General features: G+C 58.1%; 24 protein-coding genes and 2 tRNA genes. 22 read left to right on the top strand and 4 right to left on the bottom strand.

Going from position 1 to position 26,450, the window contains the following annotated elements; all coding sequences use genetic code 11:
* Positions 1-10 precede the first annotated feature (10 nt).
* Both OEU85_RS18215 and OEU85_RS18210 read right to left on the bottom strand, forming a co-directional pair.
* Positions 11-3,433 (bottom strand): beta strand repeat-containing protein, encoded by a 3,423-nt coding sequence (locus OEU85_RS18215; RefSeq protein WP_262692959.1) that lies wholly within the window; start codon positions 3,431-3,433, stop codon positions 11-13.
* Positions 3,434-3,671: 238 nt separating this feature from the next.
* Positions 3,672-3,746 (bottom strand) — tRNA-Thr (locus tag OEU85_RS18210).
* Positions 3,747-3,919: 173 nt separating this feature from the next.
* Between OEU85_RS18210 and OEU85_RS18205 the strand changes: the two genes are divergently transcribed.
* The 14 genes from OEU85_RS18205 to OEU85_RS18140 all read left to right on the top strand — a co-directional run bounded on the left by OEU85_RS18205 (position 3,920) and on the right by OEU85_RS18140 (position 13,931).
* Positions 3,920-4,081: a hypothetical protein gene (locus tag OEU85_RS18205; RefSeq protein WP_262692958.1), complete on the top strand. Its 162-nt coding sequence runs from the start codon at positions 3,920-3,922 to the stop codon at positions 4,079-4,081.
* A 164-nt stretch (positions 4,082-4,245) separates the two neighbouring features.
* Positions 4,246-4,800 (top strand): dCTP deaminase, encoded by a 555-nt coding sequence (gene dcd, locus OEU85_RS18200; RefSeq protein ID WP_262692957.1) that lies wholly within the window; start codon positions 4,246-4,248, stop codon positions 4,798-4,800.
* A 113-nt stretch (positions 4,801-4,913) separates the two neighbouring features.
* Positions 4,914-6,194, top strand: a complete 1,281-nt coding sequence (murA, locus tag OEU85_RS18195; protein WP_262692956.1) for a UDP-N-acetylglucosamine 1-carboxyvinyltransferase — start codon at positions 4,914-4,916, stop codon at positions 6,192-6,194.
* 121 nt (positions 6,195-6,315) lie between these two features.
* A complete protein-coding gene (locus OEU85_RS18190) occupies positions 6,316-6,750 on the top strand; it encodes a DUF2948 family protein (protein ID WP_262692955.1) in 435 nt (144 codons plus the stop codon).
* A 116-nt stretch (positions 6,751-6,866) separates the two neighbouring features.
* Positions 6,867-7,535 carry an ATP phosphoribosyltransferase gene (hisG, locus tag OEU85_RS18185; RefSeq protein WP_262692954.1) on the top strand — a complete coding sequence of 223 codons (669 nt, stop codon included), beginning with the start codon at positions 6,867-6,869 and terminating at the stop codon, positions 7,533-7,535.
* Positions 7,519-8,820 (top strand): histidinol dehydrogenase, encoded by a 1,302-nt coding sequence (gene hisD / locus OEU85_RS18180; RefSeq protein ID WP_262692953.1) that lies wholly within the window; start codon positions 7,519-7,521, stop codon positions 8,818-8,820. The genes hisG and hisD overlap by 17 nt, the downstream gene beginning before the upstream one ends.
* A gap of 4 nt (positions 8,821-8,824) precedes the next feature.
* Positions 8,825-9,322 carry a UPF0262 family protein gene (locus OEU85_RS18175; RefSeq protein WP_394805447.1) on the top strand — a complete coding sequence of 166 codons (498 nt, stop codon included), beginning with the start codon at positions 8,825-8,827 and terminating at the stop codon, positions 9,320-9,322.
* The gene (locus OEU85_RS18170; RefSeq protein ID WP_262692951.1) at positions 9,319-9,774 is read left to right on the top strand and encodes an arsenate-mycothiol transferase ArsC; all 456 of its coding nucleotides are present in this window, start codon (positions 9,319-9,321) and stop codon (positions 9,772-9,774) included. The genes OEU85_RS18175 and OEU85_RS18170 overlap by 4 nt, the downstream gene beginning before the upstream one ends.
* Before the next feature lie 338 nt (positions 9,775-10,112).
* Positions 10,113-10,331, top strand: coding sequence for a translation initiation factor IF-1 (gene infA, locus OEU85_RS18165; protein WP_020400497.1), 219 nt, complete (start codon positions 10,113-10,115; stop codon positions 10,329-10,331).
* A gap of 112 nt (positions 10,332-10,443) precedes the next feature.
* On the top strand, positions 10,444-11,016 hold the full coding sequence (locus OEU85_RS18160; protein ID WP_394805446.1) for a Maf family protein: 573 nt from the start codon (positions 10,444-10,446) through the stop codon (positions 11,014-11,016).
* Positions 10,980-12,395 (top strand): ribonuclease E/G, encoded by a 1,416-nt coding sequence (locus tag OEU85_RS18155; protein WP_262692949.1) that lies wholly within the window; start codon positions 10,980-10,982, stop codon positions 12,393-12,395. Before OEU85_RS18160 ends, OEU85_RS18155 begins: the two co-directional genes overlap by 37 nt.
* Before the next feature lie 11 nt (positions 12,396-12,406).
* Entirely contained in the window at positions 12,407-12,580 is a 174-nt protein-coding gene (locus tag OEU85_RS18150) for a DNA gyrase inhibitor YacG (protein WP_262692948.1), read from the top strand.
* A 214-nt stretch (positions 12,581-12,794) separates the two neighbouring features.
* Positions 12,795-12,870 (top strand) — tRNA-Phe (locus OEU85_RS18145).
* 242 nt (positions 12,871-13,112) lie between these two features.
* On the top strand, positions 13,113-13,931 hold the full coding sequence (locus OEU85_RS18140; protein ID WP_262692947.1) for an SDR family NAD(P)-dependent oxidoreductase: 819 nt from the start codon (positions 13,113-13,115) through the stop codon (positions 13,929-13,931).
* A gap of 158 nt (positions 13,932-14,089) precedes the next feature.
* Here OEU85_RS18140 and OEU85_RS18135 read toward each other — a convergent pair whose 3' ends face one another.
* Complete coding sequence (locus tag OEU85_RS18135; RefSeq protein ID WP_262692946.1) at positions 14,090-14,722, bottom strand: class I SAM-dependent methyltransferase; 633 nt, start codon at positions 14,720-14,722, stop codon at positions 14,090-14,092.
* 25 nt (positions 14,723-14,747) lie between these two features.
* Positions 14,748-15,533, bottom strand: a complete 786-nt coding sequence (locus tag OEU85_RS18130) for a hypothetical protein (RefSeq protein ID WP_262692945.1) — start codon at positions 15,531-15,533, stop codon at positions 14,748-14,750.
* A gap of 262 nt (positions 15,534-15,795) precedes the next feature.
* Here OEU85_RS18130 and OEU85_RS18125 point away from each other — a divergent pair, with 262 nt between their 5' ends.
* From OEU85_RS18125 to OEU85_RS18090, 8 genes are all read left to right on the top strand, one after another.
* Complete coding sequence (locus OEU85_RS18125) at positions 15,796-16,884, top strand: class I SAM-dependent methyltransferase (RefSeq protein ID WP_262692943.1); 1,089 nt, start codon at positions 15,796-15,798, stop codon at positions 16,882-16,884.
* A 4-nt stretch (positions 16,885-16,888) separates the two neighbouring features.
* Positions 16,889-18,523, top strand: coding sequence for a tetratricopeptide repeat protein (locus tag OEU85_RS18120; protein WP_262692942.1), 1,635 nt, complete (start codon positions 16,889-16,891; stop codon positions 18,521-18,523).
* 103 nt (positions 18,524-18,626) lie between these two features.
* Positions 18,627-19,418 carry a glycosyltransferase family protein gene (locus tag OEU85_RS18115; RefSeq protein ID WP_262692941.1) on the top strand — a complete coding sequence of 264 codons (792 nt, stop codon included), beginning with the start codon at positions 18,627-18,629 and terminating at the stop codon, positions 19,416-19,418.
* Between the two features lie 69 nt (positions 19,419-19,487).
* Entirely contained in the window at positions 19,488-22,310 is a 2,823-nt protein-coding gene (locus OEU85_RS18110) for a glycosyltransferase (RefSeq protein ID WP_262692940.1), read from the top strand.
* Complete coding sequence (locus tag OEU85_RS18105; protein ID WP_262692939.1) at positions 22,301-23,569, top strand: hypothetical protein; 1,269 nt, start codon at positions 22,301-22,303, stop codon at positions 23,567-23,569. Before OEU85_RS18110 ends, OEU85_RS18105 begins: the two co-directional genes overlap by 10 nt.
* Entirely contained in the window at positions 23,569-24,387 is an 819-nt protein-coding gene (locus OEU85_RS18100; RefSeq protein WP_262692938.1) for a class I SAM-dependent methyltransferase, read from the top strand. Before OEU85_RS18105 ends, OEU85_RS18100 begins: the two co-directional genes overlap by 1 nt.
* A gap of 5 nt (positions 24,388-24,392) precedes the next feature.
* On the top strand, positions 24,393-25,322 hold the full coding sequence (locus OEU85_RS18095; protein ID WP_262692937.1) for a hypothetical protein: 930 nt from the start codon (positions 24,393-24,395) through the stop codon (positions 25,320-25,322).
* Positions 25,322-26,449, top strand: a complete 1,128-nt coding sequence (locus tag OEU85_RS18090; protein ID WP_262692936.1) for a hypothetical protein — start codon at positions 25,322-25,324, stop codon at positions 26,447-26,449. Before OEU85_RS18095 ends, OEU85_RS18090 begins: the two co-directional genes overlap by 1 nt.
* Position 26,450: the final 1 nt, after the last annotated feature.

Raw genomic sequence — 26,450 nt, 5'->3', positions numbered from 1 at the left:
TTGTGAAAGGCTAAGTCACAATATTCATGACGCTCATATCGGCAACGCTGAGCCCTCCGAGAAAGACACTTTCACCACCGCCCAGATTGATCAAAAGGCCGGTTTCGCCATCCTGCACACCATCGCTCGCTGCGGCCTCTACAGCAGCAACATCGGCAAAGCCGCGCGCCGTCAGGTTGAGGGTATCATCATCCACATCAAAGTCGGTGATCATGTCATTGCCGCTGACCGCGCCGAAGATGAACTGGTCTGCGCCAACCCCGCCCGTGAGCATGTCATCATCGGCACCGGCCCACAGCACGTCATCGCCGGCCCCACCGATGGCCACGTCGTCGCCAACGCCGCCATAAAGTGTGTCGTCGCCCGCGCCGCCAAGCAAGCTATCGCTCCCCTCACTGCCGCACAGGCTGTCATTGCCGTCGCCGCCCTCAAGCGTATCATCACCCGCGCCGCCACCAACCCGGTCGTTGCCACCCAAAGCGAACACATGGTCATTGCCGCCACGTGCCCAGATGCCATCAGCCTCATCACTGCCGGTCAGCGTGTCGGCAGCACTTGTGCCGGGTAGCATCACGCTTTCCCGCACATCGATCACACCGAAACGCAGGAACGCACTGGTGCGCAGGCCATGACTGTCCTCAGCGTAGACCCGCACCGCGATCTCATCACCGCTCTCAAAATTGAGGGTGACATCCTCATTCAAATAGAGGCTGTCGCCTTCCACCCTGAAGCGCGCATCTGTGACCGAGAAGCTGACATCGGCGCCGTCCGGGTCGGTCGCAGAAAGCTGGCCGACAAAAGCGCCTGCCTCATTCTCGCGCACGCCGTCACTGGCGAGGCGCGGGGCGGAAGGCGGGCTTTCCCCACCGCTGAGGGTCACGGTAACAACCTGCGTGGTGCTGTCTGTTGCCGTGAAGGTGTAGCTGTCTGTCAGGGTTGCGCCGTCTCCGAGTTCCGCCAGCACATCCTCGTTCGCGACATAGGTCCACGTGCCTGATGTCAGCACAAACTGGCCATAAGCGTTGTCGCCAGCAACTGCAGCCACGTCGGCAAAACCTGGACTATCGTCCGCGTCCACGTCCGAAATGCTGAGCGTACCGGACGTTCTGGTGCCGCTGCCTTCCACGATGGTGCCCGAGAAGGTACCGCTGACCACAGAAGCATCATCGGCACCCGTGATGGTCACCGTAATTTGCTGGGTATTGCTGTCGCTTGCCGTAAAGGTGATGGTGTCTGTGACGGTGTCACCCGCGTCGAGATCCTGCACTGCACCCTCGTCAAGGGTGTACGTCCAGGTGCCGGAGGTGAGTACAAAGCTGCCGTAGGCGTTATCACCGACCGTGGACGCAACGTCCGAGAGGATTGGCGCGTCGTCAGCGTCGGCATCATTAATGGTAATGCTACCCGCTGTTGTGACTGCCGCATCGCCCACGTCTCCCTCTGTCACCGCGCCCGCGGATGTGCCCGAGATGACAGATGCATCATCGGCGCCGGTGATGGTGACAGTAATCTGCTGCGTGGTTGTGTCGGACGCGGTGTAGGTGATGGTGTCTGTCACCATGTCACCGGCATCAAGGTCCTGTACCGCGCTTTCATCCAAAGTGTAGGTCCAGGTGCCGGAGGTGAGCGCAAAAGTGCCATAACTGTTGTCGCCTGTGGTCGCGCCCTGATCGCTGAAGCTGGGGCTATCATCGGCGTCGACATCGTTGATGGTCAGGCTGCCGCTTGCGGTCACTGCGCTATCGCCCAAATCGCCTTCGTTCACGTCGCCGCTGAAGGTGCCACTCACTTCAGACGCGTCTTCCGCGCCGTTGATCGTTACTGTAATTTGCTGGGTGGCTGTGCCGTCCGACGCGGTATAGGTAATGGTGTCCGCGACCGTGTCGTCTGCGTCGAGGTCCTGCACCGCGCTTTGGTCCAGCGTATAGGTCCAGGTGCCCGCGCTCAGCGCAAAACTGCCGTAGGCGTTATCACCCGCTGTGCTGGCAACATCCGGCAATGTTGGGGCGGGGTCATCGTCCACATCGACCACCGTCACGGAACCGGTCGCGGTAACTGGCGCGTCGCCCACGTCGCCCTCGTCCACGTTGCCCGCGATCGTTCCGGTGAAGGTGGCATCATCGTTCGCGCCGTCAATGGTGATAGTGATGTCCTGCGTGGTGCCGTCGGCGGAGCTGACGGTGATAATGTCCGTCAGGTCGTCGCCCACATTCATGCCGTCCACCGTCGCATTCACGGTATCGACCGTATAGGTCCAGTCACCGTTCGCCGCGATGTCCATCTCGCCATAACTGCCGGTGATCGTATCGTTATTGAACTGCTCATGCGCCGCGCCGTTCAGGTCGCTGATCGTCAGGCTGCCGGAAACAGAGGTGTCGTTTTCGCTGATGCTGTCCGCTATGTCACCGCCGATTGTAGGTGCGAAGGCAGGCCCGAGGCCCGATGCCACACCGTCCGGGTTTGAAAGTGCCACGTAAACCTGCGCGCCCGACGGCAGGGTATAAAGGGTCAGCGCGCCGCCGTCGCCCGAGAGGCTGTCAAAAATCTCGCTGAGGTCGCTTTCGATCGTCGGATTGTCACCTGCATAAAGCTGCGACAGGTCATCCAGCACGTTGGTGCCGCTGAAGGTCAGGACCTGGCCGCTGCCGATAAAGGAGACCGCCGTGTTGCTGCCAGCAAGGATGCTGTTCTCGAGCGTTACAAATGCGTCGGACCGGATGCTCAACTCGACGGTGCCATTGCCACTGAACACGCTGTTGCTGATGGTCAGGGTCATGTCTTCGACCCGCAGGCCATTGTCAGTGTTGTCTGCAATTGTCACGCCGTCAAAGGCCGTCACAGTATTGGCGTCCAGCAGCATACCGTCACCCGTATTGCCGCTGATGCTGCTGTTCGTGATCGAGACCGTGCCATTGCGAATATCGACAACCGCCCCTATCGCCATATTGCCCTCAACGCGTACACCATCAAGGGTGACATCGGCCCCGTTTGAAACAATACCGGGTGTGATGGCAGTGTTGCCGGTGATGACGCTATCGCTGATCGTCAGGTCGGTCCCGGTGCCAGCATAGACCGCGATACCCCCATCTACACCTGTAATGGTCAGGCCATTCAGCGTGACATCGGTGCCCGACGAATAAACCTCGAACAAAAAGGTGTTATAGCCATTGGCATCAATGGTTATATCGGGCGTACCGTCACCGTCGATATCACCGTTGATGGTTATGGAGTTGTCGATTTCATAGGTGACCGCATCGGTGATTGTATCGCCGCTCAGCAACGCGTCGAAGACGATGGTGTCGCCGTCCTGCGCGAGGCCGATGGCCTCAAGGAGCGACAGGCCGAGGCCGTCCGCGCTTTCGGAGGCAAGGTTACCGCCGCCGTAGGCGTCGGTTGCACTGCCAGATATGGTATCAACGGTAAAGGTGGTCATGATCTCGCTCCCCAATCGCACGGGAAGTAGTGCCGGAACAAGGACGGAGCCGGCCCCGAAAACGAAGCCAGAGAACAACAAATATAAAAATACACCCCCGTGTGCCGCCCAAGTGTGGGCGCTGCGATGCCCGTGCTTTAAAAATGCTATCGCGTATGTGAGTGTTTCACGGAACGCAGAAAACTACAAGCTCGCAAGAGGTGCAGGCGACATACAAATATTGGAAATGAGGGAAAAATGGTGCTGCTGGGGAGATTTGAACTCCCGGCCTCTCCCTTACCAAGGGAGTGCTCTACCCCTGAGCTACAGCAGCGTCACCATATGGGCGCGGGCGATGGTGCGCCGCACGCCGGGGCTATTGCCACAGGCGGGCATTTGATGCAAGCCAAAACAGCAATAATTTTGCCGCTCGGCTCGAATGTGCCGCGCACAGCCTAACATTTATCGCTTGAAAAGGCCTCGCCTTTTGCGGCATCTATTCACACCATGGGCAAAGACGCTGACAAAACGACCGATATCAAACAGGATCCAGGCAAGCTGCATGACGCCGAGAAGCAGGCACGGCTGGCCGAAGCCCTGCGCGCCAACCTGCGAAAGCGCAAGGAACAGGCGCGGGACCGTAAAAGCACACCGTCCGGCAACAGCTGAATAGCGCGCGCTGTGCCGCCACGCCAATAAAACTCCTCCACCCCCAATATCTTGTAGATTGGTGCTTGTTCGCCCTCAAGGATTGCCTTACTAATGCGGGAAATGCGCCAGCTGGCGCCTGTCAACGCAGTGAGTAAGCTGAGATAAAAGGGGGAGCGCCGACCATGTCCATCATGTCTGATAAATGGATTCGCACAATGTCGCAGGAACACGGCATGATCGAACCGTTTGTGGATGGCCAGGTGAGGAAGGACAATATCTCCTACGGGCTGTCCTCCTATGGTTATGACGCGCGTGTGGCACCCGAGTTCAAGGTTTTCACCAATGTCGATTCGGTCATTGTCGACCCCAAGGACTTTTCGCCAAAAAGCTTTGTCGACCGCGACACGGACGTGTGCATCATCCCGCCGAACAGCTTTGCGCTCGCGCGCACGGTGGAATATTTTCGCATCCCCAAGGATGTGCTGGTCATCTGCCTCGGCAAGTCCACTTATGCGCGTTGCGGCATCATCGTGAATGTGACGCCGCTTGAGCCCGGCTGGGAAGGCCATGTGACGCTTGAGTTTTCGAACACCACGCCGCTGCCGGCCAAGATTTACGCCAACGAGGGCGCGTGCCAGTTCCTGTTCCTGCAAGGCAATGAGCCGTGTGAGACCGCCTATTCTGACCGGCAGGGTAAATACCAGGGCCAGCGGGGCGTAACGCTTCCCAAGCTTTAAGCCGAGGCTCCGGGTCTAAAACCTGAAAAGGTACCCGCGTCTGCCGCCTTGCTGCCTTTTTTTTCCGCCACGGTGCGGGCATTGTTTATGACTATTCTGAAGGTCCGACCCCCATGGAAAAACTCGTCATCAGCGGCGGCACACCGCTTCACGGCACCATCCCCATCTCGGGCGCGAAAAATGCTGCGCTACCGCTGATGTGTACCTGCCTGCTGACGGAAGACAAGGTCACGCTTGAGAACCTGCCACGGCTGGCGGACATCACCACGCTCACGGACCTCCTTAACCACCTTGGCGTCACAGTCACCATTGAGGGCGGCCGCGGCGGCATGCTGACGGGCCGCAGCCTGACGTTCGATGCTCACACCATCAACGATACCGTGGCACCCTATGACATTGTGCGGAAAATGCGCGCGTCCATCCTTGTGCTGGGGCCCCTTGTGGCGCGCATGGGCGAGGCGACGGTAAGCCTGCCCGGCGGCTGCGCCATCGGTAACCGTCCGATTGACCTGCACCTGAAAGCGCTTGAGGCGCTGGGCGCGAAGATCGAGATGGAACAGGGGTATGTGCGCGCCACCGCCGCCGGTGGCCTCAAGGGCGGACGTGTGCGCTTCCCGTTTGTGTCTGTTGGTGCGACAGAAAACATCCTCATGGCAGCAGCGCTGGCCAAGGGTACCACCACCATTGAGAACGCCGCACGCGAACCCGAAATTGTCGACCTTGCCAAATGCCTCAACGCCATGGGCGCGCGCATCACAGGCGCCGGGCATGAGACCATCACGGTGGAAGGTGTCGAGAAACTGCACGGCTGCACCCACGCGGTGATGCCAGACCGCATCGAGGCTGGCTCCTACGCGGTGGCCGCGCTGATGACCCGAGGCGACCTGCTGCTTGAAGGGGCGAAGGCCGACGACATGCAGGCCACCCTTGACACACTCACGGAAGCAGGCGGCATTGTCAGTGTAGAAGACGGCAGCGTGCGAGTGAAAGCTAACGGCCACGTGCAGGGCTTTAACGTCGTTACCCAGCCCTTCCCCGGTTTCGCCACCGACATGCAGGCGCAGTTCATGGCGCTCGCATGTGTGGCCGACGGCGCCAGTGTCATCACCGAAGCCATCTTCGAGAACCGCTTCATGCACGTCTCCGAGCTTACCCGCCTGGGCGCCAATATCACCGTCAAGGGCTCCACCGCCACGGTGCGCGGCACGCAAAAGCTCAAGGGCGCGCCCGTGATGGCCACAGACCTGCGCGCCAGCATGGGGCTTGCTCTGGCAGGGCTTGTGGCGGCAGGCGAAACCACAGTGAACCGGCTTTACCATCTGGACCGCGGCTATGAGCGGCTTGAGGAGAAACTGAAGGCCGTCGGCGCCAGAATTGAGCGCATGCCGGGCTAGCACGTAACCAAGGGTTTAGCCCCTAATCAGATTTTCTGCGCCCATGCAGGCGTTTAAGCACTTGAAGCGCGCGGGGTGTGCCCGTACATTGCGCACAAATATGAACGTTAGGCCGAGCAACATGAGCGATACCCTGAAACTGCTGGCGCAAAGCGCGGAAGACCTGACGGTGATGTCAAGCCTGATGCAGGACGCCACCGTGCGTGTAGGCGATATCGACTATATGGCCACCTCACATCGGCTTGCCTTTGTCGCCAACCGCTTCCGCTGGGAGAAGAAACGCAAGTTCTTCCGCCCCAAGGGCGAACGCGTACGCACCGGCGTGCACCTGAACAGCATCACGAAGGTTCAGGCGCAGGGCATCGACATGGGTGCCAGGGAAGACGTGCTGGACCTCTTGAGCATGGAAGCCCATGAGCGCGACGAGGCGTTTGATATCCTCCTGAACTTCGCCGGTGGTGCCACCTTGAAGCTGTCGGCTGAATGTGTTGACGCGGTAATGAGCGACCTGAGCGATGATTGGGAAGCCCTCGCACGCCCTCATCATACCGACTAAGCCACACGCAAATACGCCTGCGTGAGGGTCAAAATATTGTCGGCAATCAAAACCGACATATAAACAGCCTATGGAACAAATCCCGACATCAAAGCCAAACAACCGGACCAAAGATCATGGAACTCAGTGACAAACTGGTGCTCGCCCTCCCGAAAGGCCGCATCCTTGAAGAAGTGATGCCTCTCGTGCATGCGGCGGGCATCCATCCGGAACCGGCTTTTGATGACCCCAAATCCCGCGCGCTGCAGTTTGACACCAATGTGCGTAACCTGTCGATCATCAGGGTACGTGCCTTTGATGCCGCGACGTTTGCGGCCTTCGGTGCCGCGCATCTCGCGGTTGTCGGCAATGATGTGCTGCAGGAATTTGGCTATTCGGACCTTTATTCCCCGCTGGACCTTGAGATCGGCCACTGCCGCCTGTCGCTGGCAATGCCCGAAGATGAAGCAGACGAAGACCCGCGCGAATGGTCCCACATCCGTGTGGCGACCAAATACCCGAACCTCACACGCCGCTATTATGCCGAACGCGGTGTGCAGGCCGAATGCATCAAGCTCAATGGCGCGATGGAACTGGCGCCACAGCTTGGCCTGTCACGCCGCATTGTTGACCTTGTATCAACCGGCGGCACCTTGAAGGCAAACAAGCTGAAGGAAGTGGAGGTGCTGACCCACATCACCTCGCGCCTTGTGGTGCATCGCCCCGCCTTCAAGACCCGCCCGCGCGAGGTCAGTTATTGGATCGAACGTTTCAGGGAGGCCGTGAAAAATGGTTCTGCGTCTTAAGTCTTCCGCCACCGATTTTGCAGCCGAGTTTGAAAAGCTGCTGCACGCCAAACGTGAAACCACGACCGATGTACGTGACGTGGTCACCGGCATCATCAACGACGTAAAGGCGCGCGGTGACGACGCGCTTTATGACCTGACGGCAAAGTTTGACCGTTTCGACGCCCGCACCCGTGGCCTGAAAATCAGCGCGGCGGAAGTTGACACGGCCTGCGCTCAGGTCGACACGGAAACCATGGCCGCGCTGGAAGTGGCGGCCGCGCGCATTCGCGCCTTCCACGAAAAACAAATCCCCGCTAACCTTGACTATACCGACGACGCGGGCGTGCGCCTTGGCCAGAACTGGCAGGCGGTCGAAGCCGCCGGGCTTTATGTGCCGGGCGGTACGGCCAGCTACCCCTCAAGCGTGCTGATGAACGCTATCCCGGCAAGTGTGGCAGGCGTTGACCGTGTGGTCATGGTGGTGCCGACACCCGATAATGTCCTGAACCCGCTGGTGCTGGCAGCGGCGAAGCTGGCAGGCGTGACAGAGATTTACCGCATCGGCGGCGCGCAGGCCGTGGCGGCGCTGGCGTTTGGCACTGAGACAATCGCCCCGGTGGACAAGATCGTCGGCCCCGGCAATGCCTTTGTCGCCGAAGCAAAGCGGCAGGTGTTTGGCAAGGTTGGCATCGATAGCATCGCGGGCCCGAGTGAAATTCTGGTCGTGGCCGACAACCGGAACGACCCGCGCTGGATCGCGGCTGATCTTCTGTCACAAGCCGAACATGACACGGCGGCGCAAAGCATCCTTATTACCGATGACGCACGCTATGGCGAGATGGTCGCGCAAGCGGTTGAGGATCACCTCGCCACCCTGCCCCGCGCCGGCATCGCGCTGGAGAGCTGGAACACATATGGGGCCATCATCACAGTTGATGCGCTGGCCGATGCCATCCCGCTGATCAACCGCCTCGCGCCCGAACACCTAGAGCTTGCCACCGATGATGCCGATGCCATGCGGCTCAAGGTTCGTAATGCGGGTGCGGTTTTCATTGGTCGCTACACACCGGAAGCCATTGGCGATTATGTTGCCGGGCCAAACCACGTGCTGCCCACGGCGCGCACGGCGCGGTTTTCATCGGGCCTTAGTGTCTATGATTTCATGAAACGTACCACATTTGTCGGCTGCACGGCAGAGAGCTTGGCCATGATCGGCCCGTCTGCGGTAAGGCTGGCCGAGGAAGAAGGGCTTGATGCACATGCTCTTTCTGTTGCCATTCGCCTGCAAGACCTTCAACAATAGCACTATGGCCAAGCACAAACTTGTAGATGTGACGCTCGATCAATCCACCATCACGCGCTGGAGCGCGGATGTGGAGCATGAGCGCCGCATCGCGATTTTTGACCTTCTGGAAGAAAACAGCTTTGCACTTCTGAAGTCAGCCGACGAACGCTATGAAGGCCCCTATAAGCTGCATCTGGCCATATCAGAGGGACGACTGGCGTTTGACGTGAAAAGCACTGGCGACGATGTGCTGATGAGCTTTCGCCTCGCTGTTACCCCCTTTCGCCGTATCATCCGCGAGTATTTCGCCATTTGTGACAGCTATTATGAGGCGATCAAATCGGCAAGCCCAAGCCAGATTGAAGCCATCGACATGGGTCGGCGCGGCCTCCATAACCAGGGCAGTGAACTGTTGATGGAGCGGCTTGAGGGCAAGATCAGGGTGGATATGCAGACCGCCCGGCGGCTTTTCACCCTCGTTTGCGTGTTGCACCTCAAGGACGGACGGGGCCCACGATGACAGACACCGCACCCGCAACACCACCGGCCAAGCCGCCGGCCAAAAGTGTGCTGTTTGTCTGCAACCAGAATGCGGTGAGAAGCCCGATGGCCGAGGCGCTGGCGAAACGTCACAGCAAACGGCGGCTGTTTGTTGAATCCGCCGGACTGATCGCCGGTGCGCTGGACCCCTTCACCGTCGCCGCGATGGCGGAAGAGAAGATCGACCTCTCGTCCCACAAGGCACTGACCATTGCCGATGTGGACCTCACCGCCTTTGATGTGGTGATCGCGCTGACCGCCGAATCGCACGCTCACCTGGAACGCCAGGCCCTGAAAAATCCCGAGTCGCTTGAACTTTGGGCTATTCCCGACCCGACAGACAGTGAAGGCAACCGAAACCAGATCATGGACAGCTACCGCCTTGTGCGCGACCACCTTGAGGTCCGCATAGCAGACCGCTTTCCGTTCTGAAGCCAAGATCCCACCCGCCTGACAGTCACGTCTCCCCCATCCACAGCTTTCATTCCCGCCACCTTGCACCACTTTCGCCCTTTGGCGTCATTCCCGCAACGACGGGAATCCGGCCAACATGTCAGCCGGCATCTGCTGCTGTCCGGCTTCCGGGACAGCGCCACTTGCGTGGCTTGTCGGCACCGATGGGGCAGCTTTGCCCGCCTCAGCCTCGACCTTTTGTGGCAAAATGTGCGCTATTCGCACAAATATCGTGGGATTTCGGCCAAAATTGTTGCATTTCTGCCGCAAGCGCTTCATGTATGTGCGCGAATTGAAAGCCATACCAAGGAGATAAAATGGCTAAAGAAGAAGTTTTGGAAATGCGCGGCACGGTAACTGAACTGTTGCCGAACGCCATGTTCCGCGTTGAGCTTGAAAACGGCCACGAAATTCTCGGTCACACCGCTGGCAAGATGCGCAAGAACCGTATCCGTGTTCTCGCAGGCGACGAAGTGCTCGTCGAGCTGACACCCTACGATCTGACCAAAGGTCGCATCACCTACCGCTTCAAATAAGGCGCAGGGTGGCTTGATGGCTGCTGGACCCTCCACGCACGCACCGGACAAAAAGTCCGACACCAAGCCCGGCCCCGCGCCCGATCCTGCACCCAGGACCATTAAGGCTGACATGTTTGTACTTGCGTCCGCATCCCCGAGACGGCGGGACCTTCTGGCGCAAATCGGCATCACGCCCGATGTAATCGCCCCCGCTGACCTTGACGAAACCCCGCACCTGCGTGAGTTGCCGAAAGCCTATGCCGAACGGCTGGCGCGGGAAAAGGCGGCAGCGGTTGCCCCTGCGCACAAGGGCGCCGTGATACTGGCCGCCGATACGGTGGTCGCCTGCGGGCGGCGTATCCTGCCCAAGGCAGAAGATGAAGCCACGGCGCGCGATTGCCTCGTGCTCCTGTCCGGGCGGCGGCACACTGTCACCTCGGGCATCTCGCTTGTGCGCGCTGACGGCACGCAGCTGACGAAATCGGTCACCACCACGGTGGCGTTCAAGGTGCTCGCTCCCGGTGAGATCAATGAGTATATTGCAAGCGGCGAATGGCACGGCAAGGCGGGTGGTTACGCCATTCAGGGACTGGCCGCCATGTATGTTCGTTTCCTGCAAGGATCCTATAGCAATGTTGTTGGCCTGCCGCTTTTTGAAGTCGGTGGTTGGCTGAACGCACACCGGAAGACATCCGCATCATGAGTTTTGACACCATCATCGAGCCCGGCATCGGCCAGTGGCGCAGCGCAAGCCTTGACGAAGACGGCCTGCCGCTGACCCTCGCCTTCCATGACGACGTGGCCTTAAGCCCTGCAGACGCGGTGTTTTACGCCCGCGTGACCCGCGTGGACACCACGCTCGACATGGCGTTCCTTGACCTGGGCGATGGCCGCCCGGGTGCCATGAACCTGCGCCGCGCCAAACTTCTCGTGAAGGGCCGGGCGGACCGTATCAGCGACTGCTTGACCGAAGGCCAGATGCTGGCCGTTCAGGTGGTGGCTGAACCGCCAGTCGGCGAAGGCAAGGCCTTTGTCGTCACCCCGCGCCCGCGCCTGATGGGCCGCTATGTGGTGGTGGAGAACGGCGGTGCACGGCTCAATTTCTCCAAGGACATTGCCACCAAAACAGTCAAGACGCTTGAACCTTTGTTGCAGCCCATGGCGACAGACGGTGCGATCATCGTGCGCTCCCGCGCGGATACCGTGCCCGTTGAAGCTGTAGCGGCCGAGGCCAGACGCTTTACCGACGCGCTCCGTACCACCCCCGACAAGCCCGGCCTGATGTTCGCCTTCTCCCCGATGGAACAGGCGCTGGTGGCGGTAGAAGGCGCGGAAGGCCCGGTGATGGTTGAAGGTGGGGGGGCGCTCGCCAGCGTGCGCGCTGCCGTCATCCAACACTGGCCGGACCTTGACGGTCGCATCACCGCCTATGAGGGCGACGGCGCGGCCTTTGAGCATTTTGGCGTCGAAGAAGCGATCGAGGAAGCCCTGGCCGACAAGATCCTGCTGCCGTCCGGCGGCTGGATATCGGTCCATGAGACCCGCGCCCTGACTGTGGTGGACGTGAACATGGGCAGCGCACTTCAGGGCCGGTCGGCTGGCGACGCCAAGCTGATTGTCAATATGGAAGCCGCAATGGCCGTGGGCTATCACCTGCGCTTTCAGGACATCGGCGGTCTTGTGGTGGTGGACTTTATCGACATGTCGGCCAAAGGCGCGGCGCGCGACCTGATGAGCGCGCTCGATGCCGCCTTTGACGGTGACCCGGTGCCGGTGCAGCATACCGGCATTTCGCAGTTCGGCCTTGTTGAGATCAACCGCAGACGGCGCGGGCTTTCACTGCGCGACCGCCTGACGACGTCCCGCGCGCCTGTCGCACGCGCGGACGCCACAGCGCTTGACCTCCTGCGGCGCGCGCGCAAGCTTGGCCGCACCCCTGCGACCGGCAGTCTTGTCATCAGCGCAAATGAGACTGTCATCTCTTGGCTTGAGACCAACACCGCCTATATAGATGACCTCAAACTGCAGACCCAACGCAGCGTGACATTCGAACGCGGCGCCCCGGATGTTACGCTCAAGTAGGAGGCCAGTCCATGCCAACACCCAAATGCCCTGAATGCGGAAAACCGGTGGACTCTAAATTCCGCCCCTTCTGTTCGAAGCGCTGCGCGGACCTGGACCTTGGCCGCTGGTTCAATGAAGAGTATACTTTGCCCGGCGACAGCGAAATTCCAGACGATGTAGGCCTGCCGGAAGACCGCGACTGAGCCGCTTGCTCAACCGGGGCACAGTTCTCGCTCACATTTCGCACAGAATTCGCACAAAATCCGTGCTTTTCTGCACACATTTTGCACGGTTTTCCGCCCGGTCTCCCACCCGCTGGGGAATGTAAAAAAAATAACATTCAGCGCTGGACAGGCCCCGAATTATTGCCTATAAGCCCCTTCGCTAACGCATGACGCCACGCGTCATCTGCACCCTGCCCGGGTAGCTCAGTTGGTAGAGCAGCGGATTGAAAATCCGCGTGTCGGTGGTTCGAATCCGCCCCCGGGCACCACTTCAAAAGCCGCAGTCATCTGCGGCTTTTTGCGTTTCTGGTTCTTATTGCATTAGCCCTATGGGCCGCAAGCCCGGTCACATTACCTATCCTCAAGAAAATACTCTGTTTTGGACTATCAACACCAACCATCAAGGGTGCCGTCTTGCCGGTGAAACCACTTGGCAGGCAATACAATGCCAAGGTTGTCAAATCCTTGGCTTGCAAACATAGTGGTCCCGAACCGAAAAATGGAGCGTTGCATGACGGGTGTCAAAAATCGAGTAGTGTTGGTTACGGGGGCCGGCAGCAAGGAGGGAATCGGCTTTGCAATAGCAAAGGCTTTTCTGAAAGCCGGCGCAAAAGTTGCGATATCCTCAACAACAGAACGCATTTTCGAACGCCAGAAGGAACTGGAAGCATTGGCATCCGGCAACACATTTGCCTTGCCTGCGGACCTGACAGTCTCAGAAGATGTGCTTAAACTTGTAACAGCAACACAGACGGAGCTGGGCTCTATTGATGTCTTGGTAAACAATGCTGGCATGGTTCAAACCGGGATTGAAGAGCCCTACTCAACATTGGCCGACACCCCGATATCCGCTTGGGAGCGAGGGCTCACTCTCAATCTCACAAGTGCCTTCATGCTTACAAAAGCTGTTTTACCCAGCATGCGAGAACAAAGGCATGGTCGAATCATCCATATGTCATCTGTAACAGGTCCGCTCGTTGCCATGCCCGAAAACGCCCCTTATGCAGCCGCTAAAGCTGGCATGATGGGCATGGTAAGGACACTGGCCCTGGAGCTAGGCCCATACAATATTACTGCAAATTCAATAGCACCAGGCTGGATCAAAACTGGGTCAAGCACCGATGAAGAAATCATGGCAGGCAATTACACACCGGTTGGTCGCCCGGGAACACCTGAAGAAGTGGCTCCTGCCGCCCTTTTTCTGGCAAGCGATGAAGCAAGCTACATAACTGGACAAATGCTTGTGGTGGACGGGGGCAACACCATTCAAGAAATTAAAGTGAGTTTAAATGGAAAAGAGCTGCCACACCAAAATGAAAACCATAAGTAGCCCTATCTTGCACCAACGAAAGCTTCCAATGCTTAAAAACCCGCCCCCGGCACCACCCAAAAAAGCCACTCCTTACGGGTGGCTTTTTTTGTGGCCTCTACGGGGCCAGGCAGGAAAAGCTGTTCAGCGGCGGAGCGGGTGCGCCGCCGGGGCACCCGCTAGAACACCAGTTCGGCCCAGCGCTGGGACGGATGCGGAATATCAAGGTCCTGGAATTTGATGCCATGGTTTTCGGCCTGTGCGGCGAAAAAACCGGCGTCCTGATGGGTGGGGTGCAACATCGGGTAGCTACCCTCATAGACAAAGCCGATAGGCAGTGTCTGTGGAATATAGGTGAAGAGGAAACGCGCGCCCTTTTGCATCACAGCCTTGAGGTTTTTGATGCAAAGCGTCACCTGTGCATCTGACAAATGCGTAAAAACGGACTGGGCGATACCATAATCAAACATCATACCAAAGCGCTCGAACTCAAAATCCCGGTTGAAAAGCAACTGAAACGGCTTGTTCACCGGCTCCAGCAGATGACGGCAAATGCCAATATATATCTCGTCCCCGTCGATCCCGGCATAGTGACCTGCAGCAAGATACTGGACCGTCTTGGTGGCCAGGCGTCCCATGCCGCATCCCATGTCGAGCAAGGCGTGCTCGGGCTTGAGGCCTATCGTCAGCAGGGCGTCGAACTGCGCGTCCGCCATAACATGCCACTGGGTAAAGTGAACATGGGGCGGAATACCGTGTTCTGCCGCGATATCTACCAGAGTCTGCAGGGAGGGTTCATACATTTCAGACATGGGTTCCTCTCCTATCCCGGCGCGATCAAAATGCTGGCACGGCGGTGCGGCCGCCGGTGTAGATGCGTTTTCTGTCCAGCCGTTCGGACGGCATGACAATTCTCATGTATCCGGGACCATCCTCGCCAAGGGCCTTGACACTGCCAACCCCATGCGGAGTGTTATAAGCCCAGACAAGCAAATCGCCCGGGCGGATGTTTTCCTGCTGGCAGATGTGCCGTTTCACTCCGTCACGGCCAACCATGTAAAATCCGTCCCCGGTATAATCCACCCCATGCTCTGACAGGAACAGCGTGTTTTGAAGCCGCTGCAACTGATAGCGTTTATCGAGGATATTCTCCCGCGGGCCCCAGTCTGCATGCTCTTTCACGAGTTCCTCTGCGTCGGTGGACATCACAACCCGGTAGGACGTGGCATAAAGCTGCCCCTGGAGGTCGGTCGGCGACAACTCAAAAAACGGCGCCTTGCCCATAAGGGTATTCCGCAGCATATGGGCGGCGGCACAGGCCTCCTGCGTGAAGGTGCAGCGCCTTGAGATGTTCCAGTGAAAGTTCCAATAAGACTCACTGCCCGGCAGTTCCTTCAGGTAAAGGTCCGGGGAGTTGGATACAAGATTGTCCTTGCCCGGGTGGCGGATATGGGTCATCTCCCACGGATATTGGGTCCAGACGTGTCTGATATGCTGCACTTCATAGTCGCTGAGGAAGCTTCTGAAGATGTGATAGCCCGGGCCTTCGCTGTGATACAGTTCCCGGCGGATCTTGACCAGTTCCTCATCTGACAAAACGGCTTTATGGAGTGGGGCAAACATTTTGGCACTTCCTCAACAGGGTCGAATACAAGCGACCGTAGGGTCATTGATGAACGCTGTCAATTTCTTGCCTTACGTCACCTTTCAGCGTTGAAAAACGTGGCGACACCAGCCCCCAGACATAGGCCCTCTCCTTTCACCACATAATGTCCCAAGCTATTTTTCCTAGCCTTTTTAGCCGCTTACATACTAACCTGATTTCTCAAAGCGTGCTGGCATGCAAGAGACCTGTCAGATGCCCGTGCGCACAGGAGAGTGATTGATGCGCGAAGATGTACTTGAGTTTCTGCAATGCCCCAATACAGGTGCGCCGCTGGAAATTCTGTCAGTGGAGGAACGGAACGGCTCGGAAATCATCGAAGCTATCCTGACGACGACGGGCACGGAAAACAGCCAAAAATATTCGGTGTCCTACGGTGTGCCGAATTTCATTGCCGCGCTAGCCGACCATGACCAGCGGCAAAGTATCAGCACCTTTGGTGCGGAATGGCAGAAATACAATTACTGGGGCTGGCTGGACGACGTGCCGGAGGGCGATGAACCCCTGCAATATATCGGCGGGCTGCTCAGCTTTTCGCGCATGTTTTTCAAATTGAAAACCCAGTTTGACCATATCGACCTGCCCGACAACCCGCTGGTGCTGGATACGGGCTGCGGCAACGGGCGCCACAGTTTTCAGGCGCGCGAGGCTGGTATCCGGAACATTATTTCCATGGACGCCAGCGAGGCCGTTTATGTGGCGCGGAAAAACTTTCTCGACCGCGGCATTGACGGTGTCACTTTCGTACGCGGCAATGTCCTTAACATGCCTCTGCGCAGCGATGCGCTTGATTATGCCTTTACTATCGGGGTGATGCAGCACACCGGCGGGCCACAGCAACTGTTGCATGAGATGGCACGGGTCACCAAGCCCGATGGTGCCGTCTCGGTAAACTGTTACGGCACGGGCACCGTGATTTACGAGACGCTTGACCTTATGCTGCGCGCCGTCACCACCCGCTTGCCACGGACGCAACAGCAGACGCTTGCCGCGGCCTTCTCCCGGTTCGGGCGCTGGATATGGCCGGGACGCGAAACCGGCTTCCGGAAGTTCATCTTCCAGAACATGAATATCATGCCCACCGATCACCATATGTTTGACTGGTACGGCCCACGGATTGCCGACCACTATTCGCCACAGCAGTTGCTGCGCTTTTTTGAACGGGCGGGGCTGGTCCCGCAGGCGGGCAATTTCGAAATATGGAAAGACGGCTATGACGACACATTCCGGCGAACAAACCATCAGGCGTTTGCCATATATCTGAAAAACAATAAAGCTGCCGCTGGCTCCACTCCCACGGAGGGAGTGTAATATCGTGGCCGGCCTTTCCAACAGTGAAGCCACAAGCCTCAGGTTGGTCAGGCAGGCCCGTGCCGGTGCCGGTGCGGGCGAGGTCAAAACACTTCTGAGCAAGGCGTGGGAACACTGCAAGAGCAGTAAAAAAGTGCTGACCGCCGTCACCGGATCGCTTGTTGATATCGGCGAAGACGACGCAGCTTATGCCATCTTGCAGGACGCGATCGTCCATCAGGGCGAATCCGAAGCCCTGTATCAGATCATCGGGGAAATGGCGCTTCGGATGCAGATCGCCAGCGTTGCGGAAAAAGCCTTCTCCCGCGCGTTTGACTTCAACCCGGGCGAGCCTTCCCACATCGTCAATCTGGCGGAGAGCCTGAAGCTGGGCGACAAGCCCGACGCTGCCATCAACCTGCTGCAAAGCAGCCTGCCGCATTTCCCCGACCATGCGGGCATGTGGAATTCGCTGGCGCAACTGACCTTGCACCATCTTGCGGATCGGGAAAATGCTCTTATTTTCCAGCAGGAAGCCATCAAACATGCGCCGAAGAGCGCGGCCTTCCTGCACAATATGGCCTTGATGCATTTTGCACAGCCCGCTGCACAACCCTATTATGAAAAAGCGCTCAAGCTCGCGCCAAGAAACGCCCAGATTCATGTCAGCTATGCCTTGTACCTGATGGGCCGGGGCGACCTGGAAGGCGCGTGGCGACACTATGAATATCGGCTGGACCCGGAACTGGGCTACACCAAGGCCGCCAGTTATACCCATGGCCTACCCGCATGGCGGGGCAACAGTCTGGCCGGTAAATCAATTCTGCTGTGCGCGGAACAAGGCATCGGTGACGAGGTTATGTTTGGCGTCTTCATCCAGAAAATAATTGATGAAGCCGAAAAGGTTTATGTCGGCTGTGATCCACGGCTTGTACCGCTTTATAACCGGTCCTTCCCCGCTGCGACCGCCATCGCGTTCGAGGACAGCCGCAACTACCGCTACCGCAGGCGCAGCTTCCCTGACGTGGAAAAAGCTTTCACCACATCAGCCCCCCGGATCGACTATGCGGCGCCGCTTGCATCGCTCCCGCGATATCTGGCAAATGATATTGCCAGATATCGCGGATACAAAGGCGGCTTTGCCAAGGCGGACCCGGCGCGCTTAAAAGAGTTTGCAAAGCATATTGGCGCGGGCGAACGGTTGAAAATTGCGATTTCCTGGCGCAGCGGCAACCTGAGCCAGGAACGGCAACGATATTATCTCGACGCATCGGCAGTGGCCAATCTGGCGCGCATGGTCGACGCGGACTTTTACGTCCTTCAGTATTCTTATACGGAGGAGGAGGCTGCCGCGCTTGAAGACATTGCCAACATACACTTTTTTGACGATGTCGACCTCAAGAAGGACATTGAAGCCAATATCGCGCTTTTACAGCTGATGGACGTGTCCGTAGGCCCGCCTACCGCAACACAGATGTTTGCCATGGCCGCAGGCTGCCCGGTGGCACTGGTCAATAAAGGCCTGCCATGGACCATGTTCGGATCAACGCAGATGGAGGCAACGTTCGCCCCCGGCAGCCGCTATTTCGACTTCACGGACGAGGCTGAATTGCTGCCAAGGCTCGCCAGCCACATCATGCAATTGTCCGCGCGCGATTGACGAGTGCCCAGTGGCAGGTTGCAAGTCCTGTTTATTATAATGCATATATTCCGTTGGTTCAGGTTTGTGGCGCCGACGGGTGTCGCACGGGGGAGGCAAATAGATGAAAACTGTATGTATTGTTCAGGCTCGCCGGAAGTCGCAGCGCCTGCCTGACAAGGTGCTTGCGCCGCTGGCCGGCATGCCCGCCCTCGCGCACACGCTGGCGCGGTGCGGGCGCATCCGCAACGTGGATCAGGTTGTGCTGGCAGGCATCGACGACCCCTTTGAAGAACCGCTGTTCGAGATCGCAAAAGGCATGGGTGTGGCCTATGTCCGGGGGTCGGCTGATGATCTGGTCTCGCGCTACAAACTGGCTGCCGATACCCATGGTGCCGATATTGTCATGCGTGTCACCGCGGATTGCCCCTTGCTGGACAGCAATGTGTGTGAACTGGTGGTCAATGAGCGCGCGCGTCAGCAGGCGGACTATGCGACAGCGGTGGGCTGGCCACATGGCCTTGACTGCGAAGTCTTCACCAAAGCCTTGCTGGACCGCATTGACGCATCAACCACCGACAGCGCGGACCGGGAGCACGTAACACTCTGGGTGAACGGAGCGACCGACATCAAAAAACTGCCCGTGCGTCCGGATCAGAAGGTCACCGCAGCAAACCCCGATATGCCGCTCAAATATCGCTGGGTGCTGGACTACCCCGAAGATTACGATTTCCTGCAGAAGATTTTCGCGGTGCCCGAGGTCGCAAGCGGCAGCGCCACATGGCAGGATGTGGTGAAAATTCTTGATAAAACACCTGAAATTCAGGCCCTTAACGCGGGGTTGGCACAGCACTGGCATGACACCAAAATGGATCTGATTCGACACAGCATCAAACAGAACAAAAAATCCGGGTAGGAACGCTTTGTTACTGGCAGGCAAACACACAAAACCACGGGGTGTCACACCCTGTATGCGGGGGCTGGCATGAAGGTTCTGCATCTCACCCACGGCACCGGTGGGGGCGCAGGGCGCGCAACCCTGCGCATCAATCAGGCCTGCCAGGTGGCGGGTTTATCCTCTGCCGTGCTGAATGTGGCAAATCCTGCCGAGCGGGACAGCGTCTATCAGGCGAAGCGGTGCAAGATCCTCTCCGCTGGCGAGTGCATGGATTTTCACTTGTCCTGGAAATATATCGAGCGTCAGTCACAGGGCAAAAGCAACTCGCTTTTCTCGCTGCCGTACCCTGCGGTTGACCTGCTCTCTCACCCCCTTGTCCAAGCGGCCGATATTGTAAACCTACACTGGGTAACATGGGTATTGGCGCCCCCGCATATTCGGCAGCTCGCCCTTGAAAAGCCTGTTGTGTGGACAATGCACGACTATTGGGCGGTGACCGGCGGCTGCCATTACCCCAGTGGCTGCGAGCAATTCCAGACAGACTGCTTTTCCTGCCCGCAGGTCAACGACAAACTGGGCGTTGTCAGCGCCAGTTTTCGTGACAAGCGGCTCAATCTGTCCGGTATCCCGTCGCTGCATGTCACCACACCCTCCCGGTTCCTGAAAGAGAGCGTCGAAACAAGCCGCATCTTCGGTGACAAGAACATCAGCCATATCGAAAACCCGATTGATCTTGAGGTTTTTTCCCCCCTTGAGGACCGTGACGGAACACGTGCTTCCCTCGGCGTTGAGCCGGACGAATGTGTGCTTGTTTTCGGAAACTATCACAACGCCGAGGTACGGAAAGGCGGGGATCTCCTGCAGCGGTCCCTGAACCTGCTGTTTGACCGCAATGAGCTGGGTTCACGCAAGTTTACCGTCATCACCTTCGGCACCGGGCACAACATGCCGGACAGCCGCCACATCAAGTTGATGACCTTGGGTTCCATTCAGGACGACGCCATGCTGCGCGATATACTCGGCATTGCCGATGTGCTGTGCTTTCCCTCACTTGAAGACAACTACCCCAACTCGATTATTGAGGCTGGCGCTCTTGGTACGCCCACCATTGCCTATCGCTCCGCCGGCATGCAGGAAATGGTGGTGAACGGTGAAACCGGCCTTCTGGTGGACAAGGTCGCGTGCGCGACAGCCTTCAAGGATGCCATCAAATATTTCCACGACCACCATTTCGGCGATGAGGCCATGCGGCACAAAACCCGTGCCCGGGCCAGTCTCATGAACGCCCCGGCTGTGGTCGGCCAGCGGTACCGCAGCCTCTATGAAACCATACAGCAGGCCTTCAAAACGGATGGCGCCGCCACCGGAGGCTGGACCCGCTTCCCACCGGCAGGTTCGCTGCAGGACCGTTGCACCAAATCCCTGTCCGCAGAGATGACCCCGGTGATGAGCGACGCCTTCTGGGGGTTCCCGCTGAACGCGCGACTTGAAAAATATCTTGAATGGAACGGCAGCAAGAACCCGCGCCTGCGCGAGAAATTATGGCGCCAGCCAGAGCTGGTACACACCGAAATTGACGAGGCAAAAAAAAACAAAATCCTGCTGGTCGCTACCCACCACGAACACCACGCCGCACACTCCGGCCCGCTTCAATATGCGCGCCACCTGCCCCACGACCGTTTTGACTGGCGGTACATGCGGATACCGCTGGGTGACTATCTGGCGGAAGAGCCTGAGCGCTTTGAGCAAGTGTCGGCCCAGCTTCTGGCCTGGAACCTGCCTGTATTGGCGAGCCAGATTGGTGCCCTGATGGCGGAACTGCATATTGTGCAAGGGGTGCTGTCCCGGCCGTCCTTCGCGGATATCATCCATTTCATCGATGGCGACCATTCCGGCTGGCTGGCACCCGCCGCGCTTCGGGCACTCGGCGCCCCCCTGCCGCGTTTTTTCAGCACATTTCATCAGCCGCCGGCCACGCTTGCGTCGGCCACCGCGCCTGCGCTGGCTTCGCGTTTTGATCATATCTGCCTTATGTCACACACGCAGGCCCAGGTTTTCAGCCACATCAGGCCCGCAGGCAGCCTCACCGTCACCGAACACGGTGTCGATACGGACTTTTTCTATCCGGCAACCAGCCAGGACGCGAAAGGCAGCAAAATCCGTATACGCCTGCTGGCCGTCGGGCACTGGCTGCGCGACTATGAGACCGCCTTCAAGGCCATCGACGCCCTCATCCGCCAGGGACATGATATTGAATATCACATCGTTGGTGCACAGAGGGGCCTGCAATACCCAGGCTTTGTCACCGCGCTGCACGATCTTTCGGACGAGGAATTGCGCACGGAATATCATCAGGCAGATGCGTTTTTTATGCCGCTTCAGGCCTCCACGGCCAACAATGCCATCTTGGAAGCCATGGCCTGCGGCCTGCCAATCATTTCCACCGCCACAGGCGGTATGCACGAAATGGTCGGCGACAATGCCGCCGTTCTGTGCAAGCCCGGCGTGGCGGATGACTATAGCGCCGCCATCATCTCCCTACTGGCGGACCCCGCCATACAGAAGCGACTGGGAGACGCCGCGCGCTCTCGCGCCGAAGCGTTCAGCTGGCGCGCCACCGCTAAAAAGATGACGGCGCTATATGACACCGCGCTATCCGCCGCCCCGCACCCCAAGGCGCCGACCGCTGATATACTGCCGTGGAACACGCGCCTGTTCGACGGCCATCCCTATGCGGCATTGCTTGATGACATCAACCGCTGCGTCATCCGTAAATCGGAACTGAGCACAGCGACGCGGCAAACTTCAGCGCAGCTCCTGTTACAGGATCATTGCTCGTTACAGGCCATTGAAAAATACGCCGTTATGCTGGCGCTGAGCCGTTTGGGAAGCGTGTTACCATGCGACTGATCATCATCGACCCGAGCCTCGATGCTTATTCAGGCCATCACCTGAGCCTCGACCTGAAGGTTGCCCATCATTTCGGCGGAAATGGTGCGGAATGCCTGATTATTGGCCACCGTGCTTTCCCTGACGCAGAAGTGGAAGGCGTGCCGATCCGGGCTCATTTCAGGGATACGGCCTATGGTGCCCTTGATACGAACATATATGCCCGCGCCCACGACGAATTTGTCCATTTCAACGACCGCATTTTTGAAGACCTCTGCGCGCTGCCAGATGACTTCTTCCAGCCCGGCGACCTACTGTTCGCACCGACAGTCACCGAAAAAATACTGGAGGGCCTTTTGCGTTGGCATGCGCAACTGAGGCACAGGACGACAACGGATGACGCGTTGCCGATGACGGTATTCTTGATGATGCCGTCCGGGCTGTATTTCAATGACACCGACCCGCAGCCAACAATCATCGATGCCGCGACAGCGATGTTTTACCGCCTTGCCCTGCGGCAGGCGGACTCCACGGTTACCCTGATCGGCACCGGGCATGAGCACGCGCGGGAATATAGCGAAATCATCGGGCATAGCATCCCGGCCTATGCGCTGATGGCCGACACAACGCTTAACCAGACCAAGGCCCGCGCCGCGCTTGGCATTGCGCCCGCGGCAAAGGTCGCCGTGTTATACGCTGGCGATTGCAAGGCGGAAAAAGGCTTCAATCTGTTACCTCGGGTCGTGGAGTCGCTTTGCACCACCTGTCGAGACTGGACATTTATAGCCCATATCAACGCCCGCGCCGCATGGGGAAGCGCGCTTGATACAGCGGAAACGCTGAGGCAACATGCCGGGACATACAGCAACTTTGTCCTGCATGACGGATACCTGCCAACGGTGACATACAGACAGATCATCGCCGCCGCCGACGTGACACTCATCCCATATGACCGTGAACATTACCGGGGAAAGTCGTCTGGCATCCTATGGGAAGCCCTGAACGCCGGTAGCATGGTCTTATGCCCAAACGACTGCTGGCTTGATAAGGAACTGGCAGCATGGCAGGGCGCCGGTCTGGCCTATGATGGCGACGGGCCCGATACTATTACTGAGGCTTTCGGGGAGGTCGTCAATGCCTTTGCCGCCCAGCGCGCGAAAGCAGCCATGGCCGCAAAACAGTTCCAACACGCAAACTCCCTTGAGAGCCTGTATAAACTGATGACCGCGGGCCCGCAGCACAACCAGCGGACAAACCCCATACCGAACGGGAAAAACTGATGTCTTTATTCAAAACACCGGAAGACGCAATCCGCGCCTACAAACGCATCGCAGCCGATAATGTACCCGGGGGAGGGTTAGGGGATGAAAACGTGCGTCTTTGGGCTGCGCTTTTTGAGCTGCAGCGGCAAAACGGCACAAAGGGGGGTGCGCTTGAGATCGGCGTTTGGCACGGCTTTTCGGCATCCTATATCTGTGGCCATCTGAGCGCCGATGAAGAACTGGTCCTGGTGGACAAGTTCATGCGAGAACAACATTTCCGCCCCACATTCAATAAGCTGCTGGGTGAGGTGGATACCCCCATCAGGTTCTTCCCCGATGATTCCTTCGAGTTGAAGAAGGACGGCAGGCTCACCCCCTGTCAGGACAAGCTGCGCTTTGTCCATATCGACGGCGAGCATTCCCGTGAAGCGGTGGAGAACGACCTTGAACTGGTCGATGGGCTGCTACAGGACGACGGCATTGTGGTTGTTGACGATATGCTTTATTTTCACACGCCGCAGGTCAGCCACGGCCTGTTTTCATATATCAATCGCTCCGCCTGCCAGTTGAAGCCCTTTCTCTTTGCCTTCAACAAGTGTTATCTCGCGCGCCCGGACGCCCATGCCAACTACCGGGATTTTGCCGTCACGGTGATCGACCAGCTTGAGGACGATACTCACAAATATAACTGCGCCTTCAGCCATCGTCGCCTGGACCCGGCCTATGTCGGCATCAGCGCCCGCGAATACGGGCTGCCCAAATATTCGTTCGTCAATATAGGGTTTGATGATTTGCCGTCGCTTCAGGCCTACGCTCGGGAAAATATAGAGGAATAATCGCGATGGACTTATTTAGCCTCAACGATGTCGAACGCCATCTGGATATAATACCGTCCGATGTTTTCAACCTGAAAACCATGTTGGCAAAAGGCGAGCAGGCCATTCTCTACCGGCTGGCACGTGACTTTGTAAAACCGGGCCACGCCATCATTGATGCAGGCGCCTTTCTGGGCGGCTCGACATATGCCTTTGCTGCTGGCCTGCGCGACCGCACCGATTCCGGCAGTTTCCACGGCAGCGTGATGAGCTACGATCAGTTTCTGGCCGACGAACCCTACCTGCGGGAATATCTGCAAGACCATTTCCCCGACAGCACCATTGATGTCAGCAAAACCTTTTCGTTTCGCCACCTTTATGACCGGCAGGTCGCTCCGGTAAAAGACTATGTCACGACGATCGAAGGCTCGCTGCTGGCGCAGTCGTGGGACACCGCAAAACCCATCGATGTATTGTTCGTTGACGTGTGCAAAACCCTGCCACTCAATCAATTTGTGCTTGAGCATTTTTTCCCCGCCCTGATACCGGGGCGCAGTGTCTTGATCCAACAGGACTTTCACCACATCTTTCATCCCTATATCCATGTGACCATGGAACTGCTGAAAGAGTATTTTGAGACCATCGTCTCAGGCATGGCGGCCAGCCGGGTCTATGTGCTGAAAAAGGCGATCCCTCCGCATGTCCTGCAGGAAGTGATTGACTATGCCTATGACCGCGAAACCATCGTGAAAGCTCTGGACGATGTCGTGACGGGATCTGCCAAAATGGAAAAACCCCTGCTGCGTTATCTGGTGCCATGGATGTATCACCAGTGGGGAGACAGCGGCACCGCGCACCAACTGGCGGAAGAGGTAACCGATCATCTGCATGCGGGGGGATATATCATTCCGCCGCAGGCCTATATCGCCTTCCCCAAAATGAAACGGGTCGATTAATGCACGTGGCGGGCGATATTCTGGAAATCCAGTCCAGCGCGGAACGTTTTGCCGTGCTCAAGGCCATGTATTTTTCCGGTCGCCGCGACGCCACTGCCGATTTTGTCGCCACATGGGAAGCGGAGGCACCAACCGATCCCTTCCTCAGGTATTTGCGTGGCTTCATCGCGCGCCACCAGCTTGCACCCGGGCACACATGGGCGGCGGATTTTGAGGCAGGTTTTGACTGTGGCTTGCGCCACCCTGACTACAGGCCGTCCAATAAACGCTGGCACGGTGAACCGCTAGGGAGCAGCCGCATCGCCATATGGGCGGAAGACGGCCTTGGCGATTTTATCCGCCACGCCCACCACCTTGACCGGGTTATCAACGACGCCGATAGCGTTACACTGCATGCCCCGGCGAAAATCCTGCCACTTCTTGAGGCCTGTTTCCCCTCCATTCAAACCACGGCTGAACACGCGGACATCGCGAAATGTGACTGGCACATTCCCTCCGGCTCGCTGGACGGCCTGTTTTGGCACCCAACCGAAAACCCGCAAGGCGCGGGGTATTTGCGGCCGCAGCCTATAGGCGCGATGGTGCCAAAAACTGCGGCACATGCTATCAATGTCGGGGTCTGTTCACGGTCCACAAAACTGTCAACGGACCGCAATATCAATTACACCACGCTTGAGACCCTGGCTCCCATTTTCCAAGACAGCCGGTACCAGTGTCATAGCCTGCAGTATCGCGACGACCCCGGTGAACTGGCGGCCGCGAACCAGCGCTTTGCGCACCCGGTGATTAGCTATCCCGAAGGCGACTTTTTTGACGACCTCCTCGCGCTCTCGCACACAATCCTGTCGCTTGACCTTGTGCTGGCCACATCCACAATGGTGGCCGACCTCGCCTCAGCGCTGGGTGTGCCAACCATACGGTTTCACGGTATCCCGACCACAAAGCTGGGCGGCAGTGAAGCCAAAGGCAACAATGAAAGCACCCTGAACCCGGATCATTGCTGGTACAGTGCTCGTACCACTATCCTTTACCGGCAAGAGCATCGTAGCTGGCCAGGCTTCTTTGGCGAGATCAAGTCTTTCCTCGATGAGACGACCCGCCCGTCTCCATGCGCGCGGAGGATCTGAC

Origin of the sequence: Kordiimonas aestuarii, from assembly GCF_025574465.1 — a bacterium.
GTDB lineage: Bacteria > Pseudomonadota > Alphaproteobacteria > Sphingomonadales > Kordiimonadaceae > Kordiimonas > Kordiimonas aestuarii.
Note: the sequence above shows the minus strand (reverse complement) of the source record. Positions and strands in the feature narration are given on the sequence as shown.